A 23,581-nucleotide genomic window follows, 5' to 3' on the forward strand; every position below is an offset into this window, starting at 1 on the left:
GACCCCATGCCGAACTCAGAAGTGAAACGCCGTAGCGCCGATGGTAGTGTGGGGTCTCCCCATGTGAGAGTAGGGAACTGCCAGGCATCAAATTACGTAGTAAGCCGGTGCATAAATCCGGTGGTTACAGCAGTCTTCGGTGGAGCGGTAGTTCAGTCGGTTAGAATACCTGCCTGTCACGCAGGGGGTCGCGGGTTCGAGTCCCGTCCGTTCCGCCACTTATTAAAAGCCCTGAGTTAACGCTCAGGGCTTTTTTCATATCTGTCGTATCATTATTGCCAAATCAGCAAAAATCCTCTGCGTTAAACGCTCTTTTTCTGCATAACGGCAGCAGCGATAATCCTCCCCAGTTAACAATCATTATGAATAACGAGGATTACATGACTATCCCTGCACTGGGTCTGGGCACTTTCCGCCTGAAAGACGACGTTGTTATCGCATCTGTTAAAACTGCACTTGAGCTTGGCTATCGCGCAATTGATACGGCGCAGATTTATGATAACGAAGCTGCCGTTGGTCAGGCTATCGAAGAGAGCGGCGTAGCGCGCAGCGAGCTTTTCATCACCACCAAAATCTGGATTGAAAACCTCAGCAAAGACAAATTGATCCCCAGCCTGAAAGAGAGCCTGGAAAAACTGCGTACCGACTATGTGGATCTGACGTTGATCCACTGGCCATCACCGAACGATGCCGTGTCAGTCGAGGAGTTCATGCAGGCATTGCGTGAAGCGAAAGAGCAGGGCTTAACGCGTGAAATAGGTATTTCTAATTTCACCATCCCGCTGATGGAAAAAGCCATAGCCGCCGTGGGGGCAGAAAACATTGCAACCAATCAGATTGAACTCTCTCCCTACCTGCAAAACCGCAAAGTAGTGGACTGGGCAAAACAGAACGGCATCCACATCACCTCATATATGACCCTGGCCTACGGTAAAGCACTGAAAGATGACGTGATTAATCGTATCGCAGAAAAACATAGCGCAACGGCTGCACAGGTGATTCTGGCATGGGCGATGGGTGAAGGTTACGCCGTGATCCCCTCTTCAACCCGACGTGAAAACCTGGCCAGCAACCTGTTAGCGAGGGATCTCCAGCTGGACGACGAAGACAAAAAAGCGATCGCTGCCCTGGAATGCAACGATCGTCTGGTCAGCCCTGAAGGTCTGGCACCTGACTGGGATTAATATTGACCCTTTCCTCTGTAGCCTGAAACCCTCACACAGCTCCCCCGGGAGCTGTTTTTATATGTTCGCTCAGGAAATCGATAAAGGCGCGTATGCGCGTACTTACCGCTCTGTCACTGTAATAAACTGCACTAAAAGGCATCTCCACAGGCAGACGTTTATCTGCCATCAGCTCTACAAGCTCACCGCGTGCAATTTCTTTATCAATCATATAGTCCGACAAACAGGCGATCCCATTTCCTTCGAGGCAAAGCTGCTTCAGCGTTTCTCCACTGTTGGACGATAACCCACTGGTGATTTCATGCAGTTGACCATCATGACAGGCCACAGGCCAGGTGTTCAGCGATACGGGCTCCGTGAAGCCCAGGCACAGGTGCTGCTTCAGTTCTTCAACCGTCTCTGGTTTGCCATGCTCTGCGATGTATTGCGGTGACGCGACTATCTTGCGGTAGCTGGCAAAAAGAGGGCGGGCCCGCAAGCTCGAGTCGGTCAGGGTGCCGGCACGGATCGCCACATCCACTTTCCGCTCGATGAGATTGATAAACGTCTCTGAGGAAACTAACGAGAGCGTCATCTCCGGATAGCGTTCGCGGAAAGGCTTGATCAGCGGCATCAGAAAATGAAGAACAACCGGTGTTGCCGCATCAATGCGCAGCAATCCGCGCGGCGTACTACGGGTTTCCATAATCTCTGTTTCTGCCGCCGCCATCTCCTGCAGGACAGACTGCACACGGCGGAAATAACGCTCGCCTTCCTCCGTCAGGCTTAGCTGACGCGTCGTTCGGTTGAGAAGACTGACGCCGAGCTTCATCTCCAGTTTTTTCACCGAGCGGCTGATGGCTGAATTAGCCTGCCCCAGCTGCTCGGCCGCACGGCTAAAACTGCCGCTTTCGACGACGGCGACAAAAATTGTCAGCTCTTCCGACGTTGCTTTCATTGTTGCACCACCTGCAAAATTCTATTGATATTTTGACCATTTTTGTTATTTAAGCACTGGCGCATACTGCCTGTCATCTTAATCCTGATGATATGGAGTTATTTATGCCACTGGCGCTACTTGCCCTGACGATCAGTGCCTTTGCAATTGGCACGACCGAATTTGTTATCGTAGGACTGGTGCCTACGATAGCTAACCAGCTTTCAATCTCGCTGCCCTCTGCCGGCCTGTTGGTTTCTATCTATGCGCTCGGGGTTGCCATCGGCGCCCCCGTCCTGACCGCATTGACGGGACGTTTCCCGCGTAAGCAGCTGTTGGTTGCGCTGATGGTGTTATTCACCGCTGGCAATATTCTGGCCTGGCAGGCGCCGGACTACACCACGCTGGTGATTGCCCGGCTGCTGACCGGTCTCGCTCACGGTGTGTTCTTCTCCATTGGTTCAACTATTGCAACCAGCCTGGTACCAAAAGAGAAAGCAGCATCCGCCATCGCGATTATGTTCGGTGGTCTGACTGTAGCTCTTGTCACCGGTGTACCGTTAGGAACGTTTATCGGACAGCACTTTGGCTGGCGCGAAACCTTCCTTGCCGTCTCTTTACTGGGGGTGATTGCCCTGGTTGCCAGCTTGCTATTGGTACCGTCGACAATTGCAGGACGTGCGAGTGCCAGCCTGAGCGATCAGCTCAAGGTACTCACGCATCCGCGTTTGCTGATCATCTACGCCGTCACAGCGCTCGGCTATGGGGGGGTATTCACGGCTTTCACCTTCCTGGCTCCGATGATGCAGGACCTGGCAGGCTTCTCACCCAGTGCAGTGAGCTGGATTTTGCTGGGTTATGGTATCTCCGTCGCCATCGGTAATATCTGGGGTGGGAAGCTTGCGGACAAACATGGTGCAGTGCCGGCCCTGAAGTTTATCTTCGCAGCACTGGTTGTTCTGCTGATGATTTTCCAGTTCACGGCATCGATGCAATACGCCGCGCTGATAACGGTACTGGTGATGGGGATCTTCGCTTTTGGTAATGTGCCAGGCCTGCAGGTTTACGTGGTACAAAAAGCCGAACTTTATACACCCAACGCGGTAGATGTCGCATCGGGCCTGAATATTGCCGCGTTCAATATTGGGATTGCGCTGGGGTCTATCATTGGTGGGCAAACCGTTGAACATTTCGGATTAACCCAAACGCCATGGATTGGTGCGGTGATTGTTCTGGTCGCTTTCCTGCTCATTAGCCTGAGTGGGCGCCTTGATAAACCCGCTCGTGTAGTGCTGGGATAACATCAGTAAGTGCTTGCTTACAAAACTGGAAAGCGGTTTATCTGAAATTGCGTTGAAAGTGTAACCTAAAGTCCCTATAACATTATAACCAGTCCGTTTTCCGGGCTGGTTCATGTTACAGAGGCCGTTTCCAAAAGTGCGAAAAAATACCTATGCCATGCGTTATGTTGCCGGAATGCCCGCGGAGAGGATCTTGCCTCCGGGGTCGTTTGCGAGCATAAGTCAGGCATTACCTGCCGGGACACCCTTAAGCAGCGATGAAAAAATCCGGGTGCTGGTGTGGAACATCTTTAAACAACAGCGCGCTGAGTGGTTATCGGTACTCAAGAATTTTGGGAAAGACGCCCATCTGGTGCTGTTGCAGGAGGCGCAAACCACCCCCGAGCTGGTAAGGTTTGCTACGACTCACTACCTTGCTGCTGACCAGGTCCCCGCGTTTGTCTTGCCGCAACATCCTTCTGGCGTGATGACCCTCTCTTCGGCTCATCCGGTCTATTGCTGCCCGCTGCGCGAGCGCGAGCCGATTCTGCGTCTGGCGAAATCCGCGCTGGTAACGGTCTACCCGCTGCCGGACACGCGCATGCTGATGGTTGTGAATATCCACGCGGTCAACTTCAGCCTGGGCGTGGATGTGTATAGTAAGCAGTTACTTCCGATCGGTGACCAGATCGCCCATCACAGCGGGCCCATCATTATGGCCGGGGATTTTAATGCCTGGAGCCGTCCGCGCATGAATGCGCTGTATCGCTTTGCACGCGAAATGTCGCTGCGTGAAGTTCGTTTTAGCGATGACCAGCGTAAGAAAGCGTTTGGTCGTCCTCTCGATTTTGTCTTCTATCGTGGTCTGAACGTTCACGACGCCTCTGTTCTGGTGACGCGTGCCTCCGATCACAATCCTCTACTCGTTGAATTCAGTCCCGGCAAACCTGATAAATAATGGTATGTCAGGTCTGCCGTGGGGCAGGCCATTCGGGTGCTGCCCTTTATTTTAAACAACAAAAGGACAGTACGATGACAACAACACACTCCCATCATGACAACGTAGAAAAACAGTTTGGCTCTCAGGCAAATGCTTATCTGAGCAGTGCCGTGCACGCGTCTGGCCGTGATCTGGTCCGTCTCGGTGAACGCCTGGCGGCAGTGCCGCACGCGCACGTCCTGGACTTAGGCTGTGGTGCCGGGCATGCCAGCTTCACGGCAGCACAGCAGGTGGCGCAGGTCACGGCCTATGATTTATCCAGTCAGATGCTGGAGGTGGTTGCAGAGGCCGCAAAAGCCAAAGGGCTGAACAACATCGCAACGCGCCAGGGCTATGCCGAATCCTTACCCTTTGAAGATGCCTCGTTTGAAGTTGTTATCAGCCGTTATTCTGCGCATCACTGGCATGACGTCGGCCAGGCATTACGTGAAGTTAAACGCGTTCTGAAGCCGGGCGGGGTCTTTATCATTATGGATGTGATGTCGCCGGGACATCCGGTGCGTAATATCTGGCTGCAAACGGTTGAAGCGCTGCGCGACACCTCGCATGTGCAAAACTACTCCAGCGGGGAGTGGTTAGCGCTGATTACTGAAGCGGGGCTGATCACACGTGCATTGATAATGGACCGCTTGCCGCTGGAGTTCAGCTCGTGGATTGCTCGTATGCGCACGCCGGAAGCGTTAAGCCAGGCCATTCGATTGTATCAGGATAGTGCGTCAGCGGAAGTGAAGGCGTACTTTGAATTGCAGGATGATGGATCATTTACCAGCGATACCATCATGGCTGAAGCGCAAAAAGCGGCGTAAAGAAAAAAGGCACCGAGGGGAATCGGTGCCTTTTTATCGTTAGGTCGTGTCATCAGGAGTCTGGCGTGGCGCTGTTTTTCACAAACAACGTCAGCTGGTCGCCGGGTTTCAGATTGTCAGTATCATTGTTCCAGCGCATCACATCCTTGATATTTACGCCGTGTCGTTTTGCGATACTGGACAGTGAATCACCTTTACGCACACGATAGGTAATGCTATCGCTGTTGCTGGCGAGACGCTGTGCACTGTTACCTGCACCCACCGTCAGAGTCTGACCCACTTTCAGGCCTGAGCTGCGCAGATTATTCCACTGCTGCAGATCGTTTGCCGTCACGCCAAGACGTGAGGCAATGCCCGAAAGCGTATCACCTGACCGAACCTTATAGCTGCGGCTGTTCACGGATGATGCATCCGCGATCAGCGTTGACTGAACAGCGGCAATTTCACCCGATGCTAAAGACTCACGTAACTGCTCAGCATGTTTCTGCGGAACCATTACATACTGCGGACCACTGGCCCCCAGCGTTGAGCCTTTAACGCCTGCATTAAAGGTTTTCAGTTTACTTACCGACATACCCGTCATATCAGCAACCTGTTGAATATCAACCGGATTGCTGAGGCGAACGCGCGCCAGTGCACGACTTTCGTCTGGTGTTGGCAGTTGTACACCGTAACGCTTGCTGTTCTTGAGAATATCGCTCAATGCCAGCATTTTCGGTACGTAAATCTTCGTTTCCTGTGGCAGTGAGAGCGACCAAAAATCGGTGGATTTACCCCGTGCTTTATTCGCTTTCATTGCCTTCAGTACACGACCTTCGCCACTGTTATACGCTGCGACCGTTAACAGCCAGTCGCCGTCGAACATCTTATTAAGACGTTCCATCATGTCGAGAGCGGCTGTCGTTGAAGCGACAACATCACGACGCGCATCATAGTTGCGGGTCTGTTTCAAACCATAGTTTCGCCCGGTGCTCGGAATGATCTGCCAAATGCCTGCGGCATTGGCGCCAGACGTCGCGTGTGGGTCAAAAGCGCTCTCCACTATGGGTAGGAGTACCAGCTCCATCGGCATGTTACGTTTCTTAACTTGCCCGGCTATCCAGTACATATACGGCTCTGCCCGTAAAGTTACATCGTGGAGATAGCTCTTATTTCTTAAATACTTTTGCTTCTGTTCGCGAATCCGGTTGTTTTCCGGAATTCCCATCTTTAGCTCGTCGCCAATAGAGGTCCACAAGTCTTCATCCTGTGCGAAAGACGTCCCATCGTCCATCCATCGCGCTGAACTTGTAAACTTCCCTGCTTCCCCTTGACCAGCTGCAGAAAGGCTCTGTGCGTGCTGTTGTACGTTGCTGCCGTTCTGCGACTGGCAACCTACAAGCAGGACAGAGGCGAGTAATATCGCTTTTGCCTTCATGTGTGTGTCAATAGTTGCTTAAAAGACGAGCGATGATAACGGCGAAATTTTGAAAAGGCAACCCGCAATTATCTGAAGTTATCTTTCTTTGACCTTAACCATGCAAATCGCTGTTCTGGTTGTGACAAATTTGTTTCTTTGTTAATTTCATCAATTAAATCAATATCATCTGTTCGTAAAAATAAATTAGTTTTACGCTCATTTTTCAGAATTACGGGGAGTGTTTTTTGGTTTTTTGCACGTAACTCCTTCACTTTGTGATAATAATCTTGAATCGCCCGATCCTCTGGCAAGATGCTCGCCGCAAACTTCATATTTCCTAATGTATACTCATGTGCGCAACAAATAAGGGTATCGTCAGGTAATGCGCTAATCTTCTGTAATGACTGGTACATCTGGGATGGGGTGCCCTCAAAAAGTCTTCCACAGCCTCCGGAGAACAGCGTGTCGCCGCAAAAAAGATAAGGTTTACTGTAGAAACAAAGATGTCCCAAAGTGTGACCTGGTGTAGCAAATACAGAAAACTCCCACTCGCGTATGAGGATATTTTCACCTTCTTCGACTACCTGCGTTGTTCCCTTATCTTGTGTCTCTGCCGGTCCGTAAACCACCAGATGCGGGAATTGGGCATGAAGGTCAGCAACGCCGCCGGTGTGGTCGTTATGATGATGGGTCAGAAGGATGGCCTCTGGTTGCCAGCCGTTCTCTTTTATCGCGTCTGATACAGGAGCCGATTCTCCAGGATCGACAATGACGCACCGACGCTCGTCATCGACTAAAACCCAGATGTAATTGTCCTGAAAGGCGGGAATACTGATAAGATTCATAAATTACCTCTTATAGCGTGGTGGGTGTGTTGATGAAACCGGCAAGGATACCTCTGATTGTCCCGGCACCTGAACGTTGGGCCGAATTGCCCTGGGGTGAATACTATCGCGAGAACCTGGAACAGCAGCTTAAACCCTGGCTCGCGAAAATGTATGGTTTTCACTTGCTTAAGATTGGCAATCTCAGCGCGGAAATCAATACCGAAAGCTGCGCTATCTCACATCAGGTTAATGTCTCTCTTGGCGCATCGCCGGTTCAGGTGAAAGCGGATCCTTTGCATCTGCCTTTTGCGGAAAAGTCCGTTGATGCCTGTCTGCTGGCACACACGTTGCCCTGGTGCAGCGATCCTCATCGCCTGCTGCGCGAGGCCGACCGCGTCCTGATTGATGATGGCTGGCTGATACTCAGCGGGTTCAATCCGCTGAGTCTGATGGGGCTGCGCAAGCTGGTTCCGGTGCTTCGCCGGACACCGCCGTATAACAGCAGGATGTTCACGATGATGCGCCAGCTTGACTGGCTTTCACTGCTGAATTTTGAGGTGCTCTGCTCGGGCGGTTTTCAGGTACTTCCCTGGGCGCGGCAGGGGGGCGTTGTTCTGAGCACCCATCTGCCGGCATTAGGCTGCATGCAGTTTATTGTCGCGCGTAAGCGGACCATCCCCCTTACGCTTAATCCGATGAAGCAGAGTAAATCGAAATCGCCCATTCGCCAGACCGTGGGCGCCACGCGGCAGTACAGAAAATCCTGATCAGGATTCGGGCTGATAGCCTGTGTCTTCATGAGCGGGGTTGGATGCCGCTGCCCGTGCCAGTTCGTCACAACGTTCGTTTTCGGGGTGGCCTGCGTGACCTTTAACCCATTCCCATTTAATCTCGTGCTGGCCCAGCGCAGCATCAAGACGTTTCCAGAGATCGACGTTTTTGACCGGCTTTTTGTCTGCCGTCTTCCAGCCGCGTTTTTTCCAGTTGTGGATCCACTGGGTGATCCCCTGGCGTACGTACTGACTGTCAGTGCTCAACACCACATCGCAGTGTTCTTTTAGCGCTTCCAGCGCCACAATGGCGGCCATCAACTCCATGCGGTTGTTGGTGGTCAGAAAATAGCCTTCGCTAAAAGTTTTTTCATGCTCACGATAGCGCATAATCGCGCCATAACCGCCAGGCCCTGGGTTGCCGAGGCAAGATCCATCGGTGAAAATTTCTACCTGTTTACGCATCTCTGGTAGACTTCCTGTATTTGAAACGTTCAGTTAAACGATAAGTCTGACATAAATGACCGCTATGAGCACTGCAATTACTCGCCAGATTGTCCTCGATACCGAAACCACCGGTATGAACCAGATCGGCGCGCACTACGAAGGGCACAAGATCATCGAGATCGGTGCCGTTGAAGTGGTGAACCGTCGTCTTACGGGGAACAACTTCCATGTCTACCTCAAACCCGACCGGCTGGTGGACCCAGAAGCGTTCGGCGTGCACGGTATCGCCGATGAGTTCTTGCTGGATAAACCGACCTTCGCGGAAGTGGCAGACGAATTTCTGGAATATATCAAAGGCGCCGAGCTTATCATTCACAACGCGTCGTTCGATATCGGCTTTATGGACTATGAGTTCAGTAAGCTCCATCGCGATATTCCGAAAACGAACACGTTCTGTAAGGTGACCGATAGCCTGGCGCTGGCAAGGAAAATGTTTCCAGGCAAGCGTAACAGCCTGGATGCGCTCTGTTCTCGCTATGAAATAGATAACACCAAGCGAACGTTGCACGGCGCATTGCTCGATGCCCAGATCCTGGCGGATGTCTACCTGGCGATGACCGGTGGTCAGACATCCATGAAGTTCAGCATGGAAAATGAATCGCAGCAGACGCAGGGGGAAGCGGGGATTCAACGCGTTGTTCGCCAGGCCAGTCGTTTGCGAGTGGTTTTAGCCAATGATGACGAGTTACTTAACCATGAATCCCGTCTTGATTTAGTGCAGAAGAAAGGCGGAAGCTGCATGTGGCGGGCCTGAAAAAGGGCCGGAATGCCTGTAAAATCATCGTTTGGGTGAATTTTGCAGCAAACGATTCAAAACGTGAGAAAAAGCGTTGACGAGTCCGGAGGCAAACCGTAATATGCGCCTCGTTCCCCCAGCGGGAACAGTGGAGCGGTAGTTCAGTCGGTTAGAATACCTGCCTGTCACGCAGGGGGTCGCGGGTTCGAGTCCCGTCCGTTCCGCCACTATTCAGAAGGCCTGAATCAGAAATGATTCAGGCCTTCGTCGTTTCTGCGTCTGCAAATCTTCTTTATCCGCCCCCCCTGTCTTTATTAACAAAAAGTTAATATCCGTGGTGCAATTAATTAACATTTGATCAATGATAGTGCACAATTTGCACTGTATTTGTGCATTTTGCCACCGATTGTCTTTTTGGCAGCGGAGCAGATGTGTAATTTTGTAAAAAATAATTCACAGAAAATCATTCGCTTATCTCCATCCCTTCAGAAAGTTCATGAACCAATGCTTTATTGGTTCGTTTATTGCTTAATCATTAGCACGGTAAGTAGCACGTCATATCAATAACTTATCGTTAATAAAAATAAAGTAATGATGATAGCGAGCGAACCAATATGGAAAAACCGTCACGGTTTCTGGCCAATTCCAGCACCGCGCTTGAGCAGCTGCGCGGACTGATCAACCAGCATGAGTCAACACCAGGCACTCCGCTGCCCACTGAACGTGAGCTGTCGGAGACTCTCGGCGTAGGACGACGTGAAGTACGTCGTGCGCTGGATGTGCTGGAAGAGGAGGGGCGGATCTGGCGTAAACAGGGCAAAGGGACCTTTATAGGCCCGTCTGCACCTGTTGAACCTCTGGCCCTTCAGGGATTGGTTCAGCAAACCAACCTTCTGGAAGTCATGGAAGCTCGTCTTCAGCTCGAACCCGGCTTAGCCCGGCTTGCGGCACTGCGTGCCACCAGGGAAAACCTCGCGCTTATGCAGCGCATGCTGGAACGCATTGATAAGGTCAGCCCGGACGACCGCGATCTCAACGAACTCTGGGATAGCGCATTTCACCGCGCCATTGCCGAGGCTGCCGGTAATCGCCTGATGCTTGGCCTGTTTGATGCCATTGATGCCGTCAGACGTGAACCGGGCTGGCAGCATTTGCGCGAATTAGCCCGTACACCCGAGCGGGTTGATCACTACAACGACCACCATCAAAAAATCATGTCTGCGATTATCCATCGCCAGCCTAATGAAGCAGCGGCCGCCATGCGCGAACACCTGCTTAGCCTGCAGTCAGCCCTGATTCAGGCTATTCACCTTGAGGACGACTTCACGCTATGACGACGATCCCGTTTAAGGACCCCACGCCTGTACTGCGGCTGCAAAATCTTAACGTAACGTTCGCCGGCTCTCCGGTGAGCGTGCTTGATGGTATTTCACTGACGGTCAACGCGGGAGAAACGCTGGCGCTGGTGGGGGAATCCGGCTGCGGGAAAAGTATCACCTCATTAGCGCTGATGGGCTTACTGCCCGCCAGCGCACAGATCGTCAGCGGCGAGATGCAGTTCCGTCGTCACGACTTACGAAAGCTTTCACCGCGGGAATATGCCGATCTTCGCGGCAGCGAACTGGCAATGATTTTCCAGGAGCCAATGACCTCGCTCAACCCTGCCTTCACGCTGGGAGACCAGCTCAGTGAAGCGGTGATGCGCCATCAGAAACTTTCTCGTGCAGAGGCGATGAAGGTTGCGCTGCAGATTCTGGAGAAGGTGCAGATCCCGGCAGCAGAAATGCGCCTGAAAGCGTATCCGCACCAGCTTTCCGGGGGGATGCGTCAGCGCGTGATGATTGCGATGGCGCTGATTAACCATCCACGTTTGCTGATTGCCGACGAGCCGACAACCGCGCTGGATGTGACCATTCAGGCGCAGATCCTCGCGCTGCTTAATACCCTCAAAGAAGAGACCGGTACGGCGGTGTTAATGATCACCCACGATCTGGGCGTGGTGGCGGAAGTCGCGCAGCAGGTGGCGGTAATGTATGCCGGACAGGTGGTAGAGCAGGGGAGCGTGGAGGCCATTTTTGCCGACCCGCAACACCCGTACACCATTGGGCTGATGGGCTCTATTCCGTCCCTCGGCGCGCGTAAAGGCGTGCTTTCCACTATTCCCGGTGCCGTTCCGCTGCCGGAATCCATGCCCAAGGGGTGCCGGTTCGCTACCCGCTGCCCCTTCGCGCAAGCGCGGTGTCATGACGAAAAGCCGTCGCTGACGGCGATGGAGACCGACCATCAGGTGGCCTGCTTCCGCGTGCCGCTGGAACAACATATTGCGCTGGGAGAAATTGCATGACGACGCCCATTCTTGAAGCCCGGGACCTGAGCAAACTTTTTCCCGGCCCTAAAAAACTGTTTACTCCAGCACGTTTTGTCACCGCGGTCGATCGCGTCTCCCTCTCCGTCATGCCTGGTGAAACGCTGGCGATTGTGGGTGAGTCCGGATCCGGAAAATCGACGCTGGGCCGTCTTCTTCTGCGGCTGCTGGCGGCCAGCGAAGGACGCGTATTTTATCAGGGTGAAGAGATCACTCATGCCTCGGGAGCGCGTCTGAACCAGCTGCGGCGGGAGCTGCAGATCATCTTTCAGGATCCTTTCGCATCGTTAAACCCGCGCATGACGGTCGAGCAGATCGTCGGTGAGCCGCTGTGGCTACACCAGTCGATGAAGAAAGCCGACAGGCAATATCGGGTGGCGGAGCTGCTTAAAACCGTAGGGCTGCCAGCGGCCTGGGCGCAACGTTATCCGCACGAATTTTCCGGAGGGCAGCGTCAGCGAATCGGTATTGCGCGTGCACTGGCCTCCGGGCCAAAGCTGTTGCTGGGGGACGAGCCGGTCTCCGCGCTGGATGTCTCGGTTCAGGCGCAGGTGGTCAACCTGCTGGAAAGTCTGAAGCATCAGCTGGGGCTGACAATGGTGATTGTTGCCCATGGCCTGGCGGTTATCCGCCATATGAGTGACCGCGTGGCGGTGATGTATCTCGGGCAAATTGTTGAGCTTGCGACCGTCGACGAAATCTTTGATGCCCCGCTACACCCCTATACGCAGGCGTTAATCGCCTCCGCCCCCCAGATGCAGCCAGGCGCGCCGCGCGTGGCACCTCTGCTGCAGGGGGATTTACCGAACCCGGCCAGCCCACCGTCAGGCTGCCGTTTCCATACCCGTTGTCCGTATGCCACGGATGAATGTCGCCAGGTCGAGCCGATCAATCAGGTGCTGGACGGGGGACGCCAGATTGCCTGCCATCGCTGGCAGGAGATTAACCGCGATCGCAGTGTTATCCAGATAGCACCGCCATCCGCAGCCTTTCTGCGCCGCCGCGCGCTGTTTGAACACGCGGCCACTCACTCCTCCCTTCCTTCAAGGAACTCATGATAATGACAATGCGTAATTCTCTTTTGACCGTACTGGGAAGTGTTATGTTGCTTGGCGCGGCGCTGCCCGCCCATTCTGAAAGCGTACTGCGAATTGGTCTGGGGGCGGATCCGGATATGCTCGATCCGCATCTGGCGCGCACCTATTACGGCCGTTTCGTCTTTGCGTCTCTGTGCGACCGGCTGGTGGACGTGGATGAGCATCTGAAAGTGGTTCCCGGCCTGGCGAAATCGTGGGCCTGGAGTGACGACGGCAAAACGCTGACCATGGATCTGCGTGAAGGTGTGACCTTCCATGACGGTGAAAAATTTGACGCCGCCGCGGCAAAATACAACCTCGACCGCGCGCTGACGTTAAAAGGTTCGCTGCGTAAAAGTGAAATCTCGTCCGTTGAGTCCGTTGAGGTGACAGGCCCGATGCAGATTGCCCTGCATCTGAAAACACCTGATGCCGCACTGCTGATGCAGCTTACCGATCGCGCCGGGGCGATGATGGCACCCGACGCCGCGAAAAAGCCTGACTTTGCCGCCCATCCGGTCTGCTCTGGCCCCTATAAGTTCGACAGCCGCGTCTCACAGGACCGTATCGTTCTGACGCGTTTTGACAACTACTGGAACAAAGGCGCTTACCATTTCGACAAAATTATCTATCTGCCGATCCCGGATGCTTCCGTGCGTCTGGCTAACCTGCGTGCAGGGGATCTTGATCTGACGGAAGGCATTGCCGCAAGCGACGTTAAAACCGTAGAAGCCGACAGCAAACTGGCGCTGGCGAAGGTGACCGGTCTGGGTTATCAGGGCATTACCTTCAATATCAATAACGGCAAGGTCCCGGCGAACGATCCGTTTAAGGATGCCCGCGTGCGTGAGGCATTTTCTCAGGCAATCGATCGCGATGCGTTAAATCAGGTGGTCTTCGAGGGACTGTACACCCCGGCAAACCAGGCGTTTTCTACCGTAAGTCCGTATCACGTTAACCTGCCGGTGCCACCACGCGATGTCGACAAAGCCAAAGCGCTGTTGAAAGCGGCAGGCGTCACTACGCCGCTGAATGTCAATCTGCTGGTGCCCAACAACCCAACTTCACAGCAGGTCGGTCAGGTACTGCAGGCGATGGTCGCAGAGGCTGGCTTTAACCTGAACCTGCAAATGACCGAGTTCGCCACGCTGCTCGACCGTCAGCAAAGCGGTGATTATCAGCTGAGCTTCTCTGGCTGGTCGGGTCGTCCGGATCCGGATGGCAGCATCTACGGCTTCATTAACAGCAAAGGCACCCTTAACGACGGTCGCTACAGTAACGCGCAGGTGGATGAATGGCTGACGCAGGCGCGCCTGAGCAACGACAAAGCCGTCCGTCAGCCGCTGTACGACAAGGTGGTGAAACAGCTGCAGACGGATATGCCCATTGCCTACCTCTATTTTGAACCGCGTATTTTTGGTCTGAACAAGAGCGTGCAGGGCTTTAAACCGTATCCGGACGGCATTGTGCGTCTGGCTGGTCTGACGCTGGCGAAATAACTGGCCTGAGGAGAACCCATGCTGGAACTGATTTGCAAACGTCTGCTGCTGGCCATCCCGACCTTACTGCTGGTGAGCATGATGGTGTTCGGCCTGCAAAAACTGCTGCCCGGCGATCCGCTGATCGCCATGGCCGGGGAGGAGCGCGATCCGGCGGTGATCGCCCAGCTGCGTGCTGAGCTCAATCTCGATGCGCCCATCCCTGTGCAGTACTTCAACTGGCTGACGCGCGCGCTGCAGGGCGATCTTGGTGTCTCCTTACGCACTCACGAGCCGGTCACCCAGCTCATTGCCAGCAAACTGCCGGTGACGCTGGAGCTGTCGCTGCTGGCGATGATCATCGCGCTGGTGTTTGGCATCAGCATGGGGATCCTCGCGGCGGTCAACAAAAACAGCTGGGTCGATCACGGTGCCAACTTTGTGGCGATCTCGGGGATCTCGATACCGCATTTCTGGCTCGGGATCCTGTTGATTCTGGTCTTCTCGGTCAATCTGCAATGGCTGCCAGCGTCGGGTTTCGTGCCGTTTAGTGAAGATCCGATCCAGAACCTGCGTACGCTGTTGTTGCCTGCCTCGGTACTGGGAACGGGGCTGGCGGCCACGCTGATGCGCCATACCCGCGCCTCCATGATCGCGGTAATGAAGGCCGATTACATCCGCACCGCACGGGCTAAAGGGCTGTTGCCAAACGCGGTGATTTTAAAGCATGCGTTTCGCAATGCGCTGGTTCCGGTGATCACCCTGACCACGCTGCTGTTCGGCGAACTGCTGGGGGGCGCGGTACTGACCGAACAGGTCTTCACCATTCCAGGGTTCGGCAAGATGATCGTCGATTCGGTCTTTAACCGTGACTATGCGGTGGTGCAGGGGGTGGTGCTTATCGTGGCGATCGGTTTCCTGCTGCTGAACCTGCTGGCCGACGTGCTTTACGTTCTTATCAACCCGAAAATGCGAGGTTAAGCATGGCGGAACTGACAACTCAAACCATTGCCGCGGTTCAGCCCCGAGCGCAGAACCGGGTACTGAAGAAATTTCTCGCCAATAAAAGCGCGGTGATGGGTGCCGTAGTGGTGGGCTTTTTTGTGCTGGTGGCACTGCTGGCGCCGTGGATCGCGCCCTTTGATCCGGTGAAAGCCAATTTCCTGGCGGTGCGTAAAGCGCCTTCGGCGATGTACTGGTTTGGGACCGATGAACTGGGCCGCGATATTTTGTCCCGCATTATCTGGGGGGCGAGAACGTCGTTGATGGCTGGCTGTATGTCGGTGGTGATCGCCGTGGTCATTGGCGTTCCGCTGGGGCTGGTGGCGGGTTACTTCCAGAAGATGTGGGACGGCGTGATCTCGCGTTTTATTGAAGCGCTGCTGGCCTGCCCGTTCCTGATCATGGCGATCGCGCTCGGGGCGTTTCTGGGCCCAAGCCTGACCAACGCCATGATCGCCATTGGCCTCTCCGCAATGCCGATCTTCGCCCGCCTGACGCGCGGCCAGGTGATCGCCATTCGCAACGAAGAGTATATCGACGGCGCGAGGGCGATTGGCCTGCCGGATCGCTGGATCATCATTAAGTATGTGCTACCCAATGTGATGTCTCCGATTCTGGTGCAGGCCACGCTGGCCATTGCCTCGGCAATCATTGCTGAAGCCAGTCTGTCGTTTCTGGGGTTAGGCCAGCAGCCGCCGAACCCGTCATGGGGCTCAATGCTTAATACCGCGAAAGGTTTCCTTGAGCAGGCTCCATGGATGTCTGTATTCCCCGGTGTGGCGATTTTTCTTGCCGTGCAGGGCTTTAATTTACTCGGCGACGGGCTGCGCGATGCGCTCGATCCGCGCCATGACTAAGGAGTCATGATGACCAAAGCGCTTGATTTCACTTCCGGTTACGATTCACGACGCCCGCCGATGATGGGCCACAACGCTGTGGCGACATCTCAGCCGCTGGCGGCCCAGGCGGGAATGAAAATGCTGCAGCTCGGCGGGAACGCGGTTGATGCGGCGGTTGCAACCGCCATGGCGTTGACGGTGGTTGAACCCACCGGCAACGGTATTGGCAGCGATGCCTTTGCCATCGTCTGGGATGGTGAAAAACTCCACGGCCTGAACGCCTCTGGCCGCTCGCCTGCCAGCTGGCACGCGGATCTGTTTGCCGGTAAAACCGCGGTACCAGAAATTGGCTGGGACGCCGTCACCGTGCCGGGTGCGGTTTCGGGCTGGGTGGCGCTGGCAGAACGTTTTGGCACGCTGCCGCTCACTACGCTGGCGCAACCGGCCATCGAGTATGCGCGTAACGGTTTTCCGGTCTCCCCGTTGATTGGCCATCTCTGGCAGCGGGGTTATAACAAGCTGAAAGATCAGCCAGGCTTTAGCGCCTGCTTTGCACCGGAGGGGCGTGCTCCCCGGGTTGGCGAGATCTTCCGTAACCCGGCGCAGGCTCATTCGCTGGAGCTGATTGCCAGAACCAACGGTGAAGCGTTTTACCGCGGCGAGCTGGCGCAGAAAATTGCCGCTTTCGCGAAAGAGCATGGCGCGCACCTGACGGCAGAGGATTTGGCCAATCATCGTGTGGACTGGGTAGAACTGCTGTCGCGTGATTTTGCCGGTGGTTCAGTGCAGGAGCTGCCGCCAAACGGGCAGGGCATCGCCACGCTGATTGCGCTCGGTATTCTGGAGCAGTGTGGAATTGAAAAACATCATCCGGATTCCGTGCAGTCGCTTCATCTGTCTATTGAAGCGATGAAACTGGCGCTGGCGGATCTCGATCGCTACGTCGCTGATGAAGAACACATGGAGTTCGCGGCCCAGGCGTTGCTGAGCGATCGTTACCTGGCGTCGCGCGCGGCGCTTATCGACCCCGATAACGCCTCCGATTTCGTCTACGGTTCGCCGACGCAGAGCGGCACGGTCTACCTGAGCGCTGCAGATTCCAGCGGTATGATGATCTCCTTTATTCAGTCCAACTATATGGGCTTTGGATCCGGGATTGTGGTGCCGGAGACCGGGATCAGTCTGCAAAACCGCGGTTGTGGCTTTGTGCTGGATCCAAACCATCCGAATGTGCTGGCGGGCAGTAAGCGTCCGTTCCACACCATCATTCCGGGCTTTGCGATGGACGGCAACGGTAAACCGCTGATGTCCTTTGGCGTCATGGGCGGCCCAATGCAGGCGCAGGGGCATATGCAGATGGCGCTGCGCATCATGCTGCACGGGCAAAACCCGCAGGCGGCAATTGATGCGCCTCGCTGGCGCGTGGTGCAGGGCAGGGAAGTGATCGTCGAATCGACGTTCGATCGCAATACTATCGCCGCACTGCGTGAGCGCGGGCACCAGATCGTGGTGGAAGATCCGCTCCAGGATTACAACTTCGGCGGCGCGCAGGTGATTTATCGTATGCCGGAAGGGCACTATGTGGCGGCGACAGAGAGCCGTAAAGACGGGCAGGCGCTGGTGAGTTAATGATGTCCCCTCCCTCTTCCTGTGAGAGGGAGGGGAAACCGTTATCCAATGCTAAACGGATCCGCATCCTGCCAGGCCGGAAACTTCTCGCGATATTCCTTCAGGGCCGTCAGTGACAACTCAGCATCAATGCGCGTTGCCTGATGCGGCTCGGCGGTGGCAATAATTTCACCCTGCGGGTTCACCACCCGGCTATCCCCCCGATAATGATGCCCGTTGCCATCGGTCCCCACGCGGTTACAGCCGACCACATACGCCTGGTTTTCAATGGCGCGTGCGACCAGCAGCGACTGCCAGTGCAGGGAGCGCGGGGCAGGCCAGTTGGCGACATACAGCGCCAGGTCGTAATCGTTGCGGTTGCGTGACCACACCGGGAAGCGCAGGTCGTAGCAAACCAGCGGCAGAATACGCCAGCCGCGCCATTCGAACACCACGCGCGCATCACCCGCTTCATAGTGATGATGTTCATCTGCCATGCGGAACAGATGGCGTTTATCATAGAAATGCACTTTCCCTTCCGGCTCGACCAGCAGGAAGCGGTTGACCGGCCCGCGTTCGGTTTGCAGCGCAGCGCTGCCGGCAATCAGCGCATTGGTTTGCTGCGCTTTGGCGTGCATCCAGACGACCACCTCTTGCTGTGGCATTGACTGTTGCGCCGCTTCCATGGCGAAGCCGGTAGTGAACATCTCCGGCAGGACAATCACATCACGCCCGGTAATGCCTTCCAGTTGACGATCAAAGTGGCGCAGGTTGGCAGGGCCGTCCATCCACACTAAAGGTTGCTGCAAAATCGAAATCTTCAGACCAGGCACAATTCAGACTCCTCAAACGACCACTTTTTGACACTGTAGCACGACATAAAGAGAAAATGTGGCAATAAAAAACCCCGCGCGTGGCGGGGTTTGTAGAAGCGAAACGCGTTATGCAGCTTCAGGTTTGCGGACCTTCTCCGGCAGCTTTACCGGCTGTGTCGCCAGCTCATCCGGGTCGAAATCATCCACGTTAATGCTGCGCAGACGGCTCTCTTCGGCTTTCACCAGCAGAGCGGCTTCATCATTGTTGATGATCCCGCCCGTCAGGGCCTGTTTCGCCAGTTCATCCAGGCGGGTGAACGGCAGGTTTTTGCCCAGCTGTTTGCAGATCTTCTGGTGGATGGGATCGGCAGCCATCACGTCCAGCAGCGCTTCTTCCAGCAGACCAACCGGGTTATGCGGCGTGGGAGCCAGATACTGACCGCGGCCGATACGGGAACGGGTTGCGCTCGGTACCTGCAGGATCTTCGCCACTTTGTGATCCAGTTTGTCAGACGGCGCCAGATGATGACGACCGGTCGGGAAGATCACCACGCGAAGGGCGCCTGCAACAAAGCGGTTCGGGAAGTTCGCCAGCAGATCTTCAATGGCCTGTTCCGCCTGATACATCGCATCCTGAACACCCCAGTGAACCAGCGGCAGATCGGCTTCCTGACGGCCTTCATCGTCGTAGCGTTTCAGGACCGCAGAGGCGAGGAAGATTTGGCTCAGCACATCACCCAGACGGGCAGAGATACGCTCGCGACGCTTCAGGCTACCGCCCAGCACCGCCATAGAAACATCTGACAGCAGAGCGAGGTTAGCACTCAGGCGGTTAAGATGCTGGTAATAACGCTTGGTCGCATCACCGGTTGGCGTGGCGCTGGTAAGACCGCGCGTCAGACCCAGCCAGAAGCTGCGTACTTTATTACTGCCCACGTGACCGATATGTTTGAACAGCAGCTTGTCGAAGGCATCCACGTCGTTATTCTGCGCGGCGGCCATCTCTTCCAGCACATAAGGATGGCAACGGATTGCCCCCTGGCCGAAGATCATCATGCTGCGGGTCAGGATGTTTGCCCCTTCAACGGTAATGGCAATCGGTGCGCCCTGGTAGCCGCGTGCCAGGAAGTTGCCCTCGCCGAGCATAATGCCTTTACCGCCCGCGATATCCATTGCATCAATGATTGACTGCTGTGCGCGGTGGGTACAGTGATACTTCACGATAGCTGACAGCACGGCCGGTTTTTCGCCCAGCATAATGCCGTAGGTAATCAGGGAGGCGGCAGCATCCATCACGTAAGCGTTGCCTGCGATACGTGCCAGCGGCTCTTCGATCCCTTCCATCTTGCCGATAGAGATTTTGAACTGACGGCGGATATGGGCGTATGCACCAATCCCCATCGCGACAGATTTCAAACCACCGGTCGAGTTCGACGGCAGGGTAATACCGCGGCCAACCGACAGACATTCCACCAGCATGCGCCAGCCCTGACCGGCCATTTTCGGACCACCGATGATGTAGTCAATCGGTACAAAGATATCCTTGCCGCGGGTTGGGCCGTTCTGGAACGGTACGTTCAGCGGGAAGTGGCGACGACCAATTTCAACGCCTGGGGTGGAGGTTGGGATCAGCGCACAGGTAATGCCCAGATCTTCTTCACCGCCCAGCAGTTTTTCCGGATCGGAGAGCTTAAAGGCCAGGCCCAGTACGGTCGCGATAGGGGCGAGCGTAATATAACGTTTGTTCCAGGTCAGGCGCATACCCAGCACCTGTTGACCCTGCCATTCACCCATGCAGACGACGCCGGTATCCGGGATCGCACCCGCATCGGAACCCGCTTCCGGGCTGGTCAGCGCGAAGCATGGAATTTCCTGGCCACGTGCCAGACGCGGCAGGTAGTGATCTTTCTGCTCTTCGGTACCGTAGTGTTGCAGCAGTTCACCCGGGCCTAACGAGTTCGGCACGCCAACGGTGATCGCCAGGATCCCGGAAACGCCTGCCAGTTTTTGCAGGACGCGGGCCTGAGCGTAAGCGGAAAACTCCAGACCGCCGTACTCTTTCTTAATGATCATCGCGAAGAAGCGGTGTTCTTTCAGATACGCCCACAGTTCTGGCGGCAGGTCCGCCATTTCATGGGTAATCGCGAAGTCATTTGCCATGCGGCACGCTTCTTCCACCGGACCATCAATAAAGGCCTGTTCTTCAGCGGTCAGACGCGGTTGCGGATAGTTGTGCAGCTTTTTCCAGTCCGGGTTGCCCTGGAACAGGTCGCCTTCCCACCAGGTGGTACCGGCATCAATCGCTTCTTTCTCCGTACGCGACATGGGCGGCATCACTTTGCGGAAGCCTTTGAACACCGGCGCGGAGATCATCGATTTACGCATCGGCGTAAAGTTAAACGGCAGAAGAATGATAGCCAGCGGGACTAAAAGCCAGATATTCCACAGGCCAGCGACGCCAAGCGCAGCCGTCCAGGCCAGCAGAATCAGACTGCTCAGGAATAAACTCACCCGGTGATAGAACAGCACACCGAGCAGAACAACGGTTGCGAGAATGCTCAAAATCATCATAAAGAAAAGCTCCCTTGCTTGTAGGAGGTCTGACCACTTGTGATGATATGGTTGTAGTTGATGTTATTTCCTTTAGCAATGTGTTTACAAAATAATTACAACCTGGTTCACATTGTTCAGGTTTAAGCCGGCACGAAAACGCAAAACGCCAGACGATTCGCATGGCTTTAGCTTCTCGCTTTTCCCGCTATCCGGTACACTCCACTGTGTTATTTCATCAATACTGAAGGATTATCCTCATGTACCAGGATCTTATTCGTAACGAACTGAACGAAGCGGCGGAAACGCTGGCTAACTTTCTGAAAGATGATGCCAATATTCACGCTATTCAGCGCGCAGCGGTCCTGCTGGCCGACAGTTTCAAGGCCGGCGGTAAAGTGCTCTCCTGTGGTAACGGTGGTTCCCACTGTGATGCGATGCACTTTGCAGAAGAGCTGACCGGGCGTTATCGTGAAAACCGTCCGGGCTACCCGGCGATTGCGATTTCCGATGTGAGCCACATTTCCTGCGTCAGTAACGATTTTGGTTATGACTTTATCTTCTCTCGCTACGTTGAAGCCGTGGGCCGTGAAGGTGACGTGCTGCTGGGTATTTCGACGTCCGGAAACTCGGCTAACGTGATCAAAGCGATTGCCGCAGCGCGTGAAAAAGGGATGAAAGTCATCACCCTGACCGGTAAAGATGGCGGTAAGATGGACGGTACGGCGGATATCGAAATCCGTGTTCCGCACTTCGGTTATGCTGACCGTATTCAGGAAATTCACATCAAAGTGATCCACATCCTGATCCAGCTGATCGAAAAAGAGATGGTTAAGTAAGACTTCGCTGGGGGCATGATTGCCCCCGCTGTTGTGGAGGTGATGTATGTGCGAATTGCTCGGGATGAGCGCCAATGTGCCAACCGATATCTGCTTTAGCTTCACCGGGCTCGTTCAGCGCGGCGGGGGTACCGGGCCGCATAAAGACGGCTGGGGCATTACCTTCTACGAAGGCAAAGGATGTCGCACATTCAAAGATCCCCAGCCCAGCTTTAATTCCCCGATTGCCAGACTGGTGCAGGACTATCCCATTAAGTCCCGCTCGGTGATTGCCCACATCCGTCAGGCAAACCGTGGGGAAGTGGCGCTGGAAAATACCCACCCGTTCACCCGCGAGCTGTGGGGCCGTCACTGGACCTACGCGCACAATGGCCAGCTCTCCGGCTATAAGTCGCTGGAGACGGGCAATTTCCGTCCGGTCGGTGAGACCGACAGCGAAAAAGCGTTTTGCTGGCTGCTGCACAAGCTGACGCAGCGTTATCCACGCACGCCCGGCAACATGACCGCCGTCTTCAAATACATTGCGTCGCTGGCATCAGAACTGCGTGAGAAGGGCGTGTTCAACATGCTGCTGTCTGACGGGCGTTATGTGATGGCGTTCTGTTCGACCAATCTGTTCTGGATCACGCGCCGCGCGCCGTTTGGCGTCGCCAAGCTGCTCGATCAGGATGTGGAAATTGATTTTCAACGAGAGACCACACCGAATGATGTGGTCACAGTGATCGCGACCCAGCCGCTGACGGGCAACGAAACCTGGCAAAAGATTATGCCAGGCGAGTGGGTCTTATTTTGTCTCGGGGACCGAGTAGTTTGATGCCAGCTGCGGCTGGACGACTTCGTGGCTCAGCGGCTTGCTGACCACATAGCGGCCATCGACAACCGAGACAACCGGCGGCTTGTGCGTCTGCTCAAAGTAGTCGTAACCCGGTTTCAGCTGTTTCCAGAAATCCGCGTAGTAGGAGTACTTGTGACGCGCCATGTTGGCATCGGTCATGCGGAACGGGTAGATGCTGACCTGAACGTTCGGCTGACCAAAGACCAGTGCGCCGGTGACAAACTGGAAAATCTCATCAATGCCGGTATCGGTCATCGCATAACAGCCGATAGACACGCATGCACCGTGGATCATCAGGTATTTGCCTTCATAACCGTGGGCACGGTCATAGGCGTTCGGGAAGCCAATGTTAATGGCTTTATAGAAGCGGCTGTCAGGTTTTAGCTGGCTACGCTGAACGTTGTAAAACCCTTCCGGACTTTTGAAATCGCCCTGACGCTGTTTTGGCCCCAGACCACCGGAGTAGTTACAAATCTTGTAACTATCAAGCAGCTGATATGTCTCGCCCATTTTTACAAACAGATCGAGTGTGCGTTCTTCCTTGAAGATTTGAATATAAACCGGTGATCCCATTAACTGCTGTTTATATTTTTTGCTGACCGGCGTGGTTGAGCTATTGCTGCTGAGCAGCCCGGCAAACGATACGCACGGAATCAGGAGCATCGCAATGAACAATGCGATTTTACGCATACTACTAGTTCCTTGATAAAACTAAGACCAAATTGCCAGGACGGCAAAAGAGACCCGAA

The 23,581-nt window shown here is 54.8% G+C and carries 22 protein-coding genes, 2 tRNA genes and 1 rRNA gene; 18 read left to right on the plus strand and 7 right to left on the minus strand.

The annotated features are described in order from the left end of the window. The 3 genes from rrf to dkgB form a co-directional block, all read left to right on the plus strand. Nucleotides 1-86 (plus strand): 5S ribosomal RNA (gene rrf / locus AC2FAP_RS15800); the annotation flags it as partial. A gap of 55 nt (nt 87-141) precedes the next feature. Then, nucleotides 142-218: transfer RNA gene (locus AC2FAP_RS15805), tRNA-Asp, on the plus strand. Nucleotides 219-380: 162 nt separating this feature from the next. Next, on the plus strand, nt 381-1,184 hold the full coding sequence (dkgB, locus tag AC2FAP_RS15810; protein WP_309162673.1) for a 2,5-didehydrogluconate reductase DkgB: 804 nt from the start codon (nt 381-383) through the stop codon (nt 1,182-1,184). A gap of 31 nt (nt 1,185-1,215) precedes the next feature. Here dkgB and yafC read toward each other — a convergent pair whose 3' ends face one another. Next, nucleotides 1,216-2,121: a DNA-binding transcriptional regulator YafC gene (gene yafC / locus AC2FAP_RS15815; RefSeq protein ID WP_014168734.1), complete on the minus strand. Its 906-nt coding sequence runs from the start codon at nt 2,119-2,121 to the stop codon at nt 1,216-1,218. Between the two features lie 104 nt (nt 2,122-2,225). On the opposite strand from yafC, the gene AC2FAP_RS15820 reads away from it, so the two are divergent. The 3 genes from AC2FAP_RS15820 (at nt 2,226) to AC2FAP_RS15830 (ending at nt 5,186) form a co-directional block, all read left to right on the plus strand. Then, the gene (locus AC2FAP_RS15820; protein ID WP_485452987.1) at nt 2,226-3,401 is read left to right on the plus strand and encodes an MFS transporter; all 1,176 of its coding nucleotides are present in this window, start codon (nt 2,226-2,228) and stop codon (nt 3,399-3,401) included. A 136-nt stretch (nt 3,402-3,537) separates the two neighbouring features. Then, nucleotides 3,538-4,338, plus strand: coding sequence for an endonuclease/exonuclease/phosphatase family protein (locus AC2FAP_RS15825; protein WP_025205128.1), 801 nt, complete (start codon nt 3,538-3,540; stop codon nt 4,336-4,338). Between the two features lie 74 nt (nt 4,339-4,412). Then, nucleotides 4,413-5,186: a class I SAM-dependent methyltransferase gene (locus tag AC2FAP_RS15830; protein ID WP_485452988.1), complete on the plus strand. Its 774-nt coding sequence runs from the start codon at nt 4,413-4,415 to the stop codon at nt 5,184-5,186. A 52-nt stretch (nt 5,187-5,238) separates the two neighbouring features. Here AC2FAP_RS15830 and mltD read toward each other — a convergent pair whose 3' ends face one another. Continuing rightward, a complete protein-coding gene (gene mltD, locus AC2FAP_RS15835) occupies nt 5,239-6,603 on the minus strand; it encodes a murein transglycosylase D (RefSeq protein WP_014168738.1) in 1,365 nt (454 codons plus the stop codon). A 68-nt stretch (nt 6,604-6,671) separates the two neighbouring features. Then, a complete protein-coding gene (gene gloB, locus AC2FAP_RS15840) occupies nt 6,672-7,430 on the minus strand; it encodes a hydroxyacylglutathione hydrolase (RefSeq protein ID WP_449541515.1) in 759 nt (252 codons plus the stop codon). A gap of 32 nt (nt 7,431-7,462) precedes the next feature. On the opposite strand from gloB, the gene AC2FAP_RS15845 reads away from it, so the two are divergent. Continuing rightward, complete coding sequence (locus AC2FAP_RS15845; protein ID WP_449541514.1) at nt 7,463-8,179, plus strand: class I SAM-dependent methyltransferase; 717 nt, start codon at nt 7,463-7,465, stop codon at nt 8,177-8,179. Here AC2FAP_RS15845 and rnhA read toward each other — a convergent pair whose 3' ends face one another. After that, nucleotides 8,180-8,647: a ribonuclease HI gene (rnhA, locus tag AC2FAP_RS15850; protein WP_014168741.1), complete on the minus strand. Its 468-nt coding sequence runs from the start codon at nt 8,645-8,647 to the stop codon at nt 8,180-8,182. Between the two features lie 64 nt (nt 8,648-8,711). Between rnhA and dnaQ the strand changes: the two genes are divergently transcribed. The 9 genes from dnaQ to AC2FAP_RS15895 all read left to right on the plus strand — a co-directional run bounded on the left by dnaQ (nt 8,712) and on the right by AC2FAP_RS15895 (nt 17,814). After that, nucleotides 8,712-9,443 (plus strand): DNA polymerase III subunit epsilon, encoded by a 732-nt coding sequence (gene dnaQ / locus AC2FAP_RS15855; protein ID WP_032669568.1) that lies wholly within the window; start codon nt 8,712-8,714, stop codon nt 9,441-9,443. 132 nt (nt 9,444-9,575) lie between these two features. Beyond that, a tRNA-Asp gene (locus tag AC2FAP_RS15860) sits at nt 9,576-9,652 on the plus strand. Nucleotides 9,653-10,039: 387 nt separating this feature from the next. After that, a complete protein-coding gene (locus AC2FAP_RS15865; protein ID WP_014168746.1) occupies nt 10,040-10,759 on the plus strand; it encodes a FadR/GntR family transcriptional regulator in 720 nt (239 codons plus the stop codon). Next, nucleotides 10,756-11,769, plus strand: coding sequence for an ABC transporter ATP-binding protein (locus tag AC2FAP_RS15870; protein ID WP_106503741.1), 1,014 nt, complete (start codon nt 10,756-10,758; stop codon nt 11,767-11,769). The genes AC2FAP_RS15865 and AC2FAP_RS15870 overlap by 4 nt, the downstream gene beginning before the upstream one ends. Continuing rightward, nucleotides 11,766-12,848 (plus strand): ABC transporter ATP-binding protein, encoded by a 1,083-nt coding sequence (locus tag AC2FAP_RS15875; RefSeq protein WP_014168748.1) that lies wholly within the window; start codon nt 11,766-11,768, stop codon nt 12,846-12,848. Before AC2FAP_RS15870 ends, AC2FAP_RS15875 begins: the two co-directional genes overlap by 4 nt. Before the next feature lie 2 nt (nt 12,849-12,850). Continuing rightward, entirely contained in the window at nt 12,851-14,365 is a 1,515-nt protein-coding gene (locus AC2FAP_RS15880) for an ABC transporter substrate-binding protein (RefSeq protein WP_020882796.1), read from the plus strand. 18 nt (nt 14,366-14,383) lie between these two features. After that, nucleotides 14,384-15,325, plus strand: a complete 942-nt coding sequence (locus tag AC2FAP_RS15885) for an ABC transporter permease (protein ID WP_032677468.1) — start codon at nt 14,384-14,386, stop codon at nt 15,323-15,325. A 2-nt stretch (nt 15,326-15,327) separates the two neighbouring features. Then, on the plus strand, nt 15,328-16,203 hold the full coding sequence (locus tag AC2FAP_RS15890) for an ABC transporter permease (protein WP_014168751.1): 876 nt from the start codon (nt 15,328-15,330) through the stop codon (nt 16,201-16,203). 9 nt (nt 16,204-16,212) lie between these two features. Further along, complete coding sequence (locus tag AC2FAP_RS15895; RefSeq protein WP_181240404.1) at nt 16,213-17,814, plus strand: gamma-glutamyltransferase family protein; 1,602 nt, start codon at nt 16,213-16,215, stop codon at nt 17,812-17,814. A 41-nt stretch (nt 17,815-17,855) separates the two neighbouring features. Here AC2FAP_RS15895 and AC2FAP_RS15900 read toward each other — a convergent pair whose 3' ends face one another. Next, a complete protein-coding gene (locus tag AC2FAP_RS15900; protein WP_449541513.1) occupies nt 17,856-18,626 on the minus strand; it encodes an amidohydrolase in 771 nt (256 codons plus the stop codon). A 108-nt stretch (nt 18,627-18,734) separates the two neighbouring features. Continuing rightward, a complete protein-coding gene (gene fadE, locus AC2FAP_RS15905) occupies nt 18,735-21,179 on the minus strand; it encodes an acyl-CoA dehydrogenase FadE (protein WP_449541512.1) in 2,445 nt (814 codons plus the stop codon). Nucleotides 21,180-21,418: 239 nt separating this feature from the next. Between fadE and lpcA the strand changes: the two genes are divergently transcribed. Both lpcA and AC2FAP_RS15915 read left to right on the plus strand, forming a co-directional pair. Next, the gene (gene lpcA, locus AC2FAP_RS15910; protein ID WP_073395554.1) at nt 21,419-21,997 is read left to right on the plus strand and encodes a D-sedoheptulose 7-phosphate isomerase; all 579 of its coding nucleotides are present in this window, start codon (nt 21,419-21,421) and stop codon (nt 21,995-21,997) included. Nucleotides 21,998-22,043: 46 nt separating this feature from the next. Further along, on the plus strand, nt 22,044-22,811 hold the full coding sequence (locus AC2FAP_RS15915) for a class II glutamine amidotransferase (protein WP_014168756.1): 768 nt from the start codon (nt 22,044-22,046) through the stop codon (nt 22,809-22,811). Here the strand turns inward: AC2FAP_RS15915 and dpaA are convergent. Continuing rightward, complete coding sequence (dpaA, locus tag AC2FAP_RS15920; protein ID WP_449541511.1) at nt 22,782-23,522, minus strand: peptidoglycan meso-diaminopimelic acid protein amidase; 741 nt, start codon at nt 23,520-23,522, stop codon at nt 22,782-22,784. The two genes, AC2FAP_RS15915 and dpaA, sit on opposite strands and share 30 nt — an antisense overlap. Between the last annotated feature and the right edge of the window lie 59 nt (nt 23,523-23,581).

It is taken from the genome of Enterobacter cloacae complex sp. 394I7 (assembly GCF_057320345.1).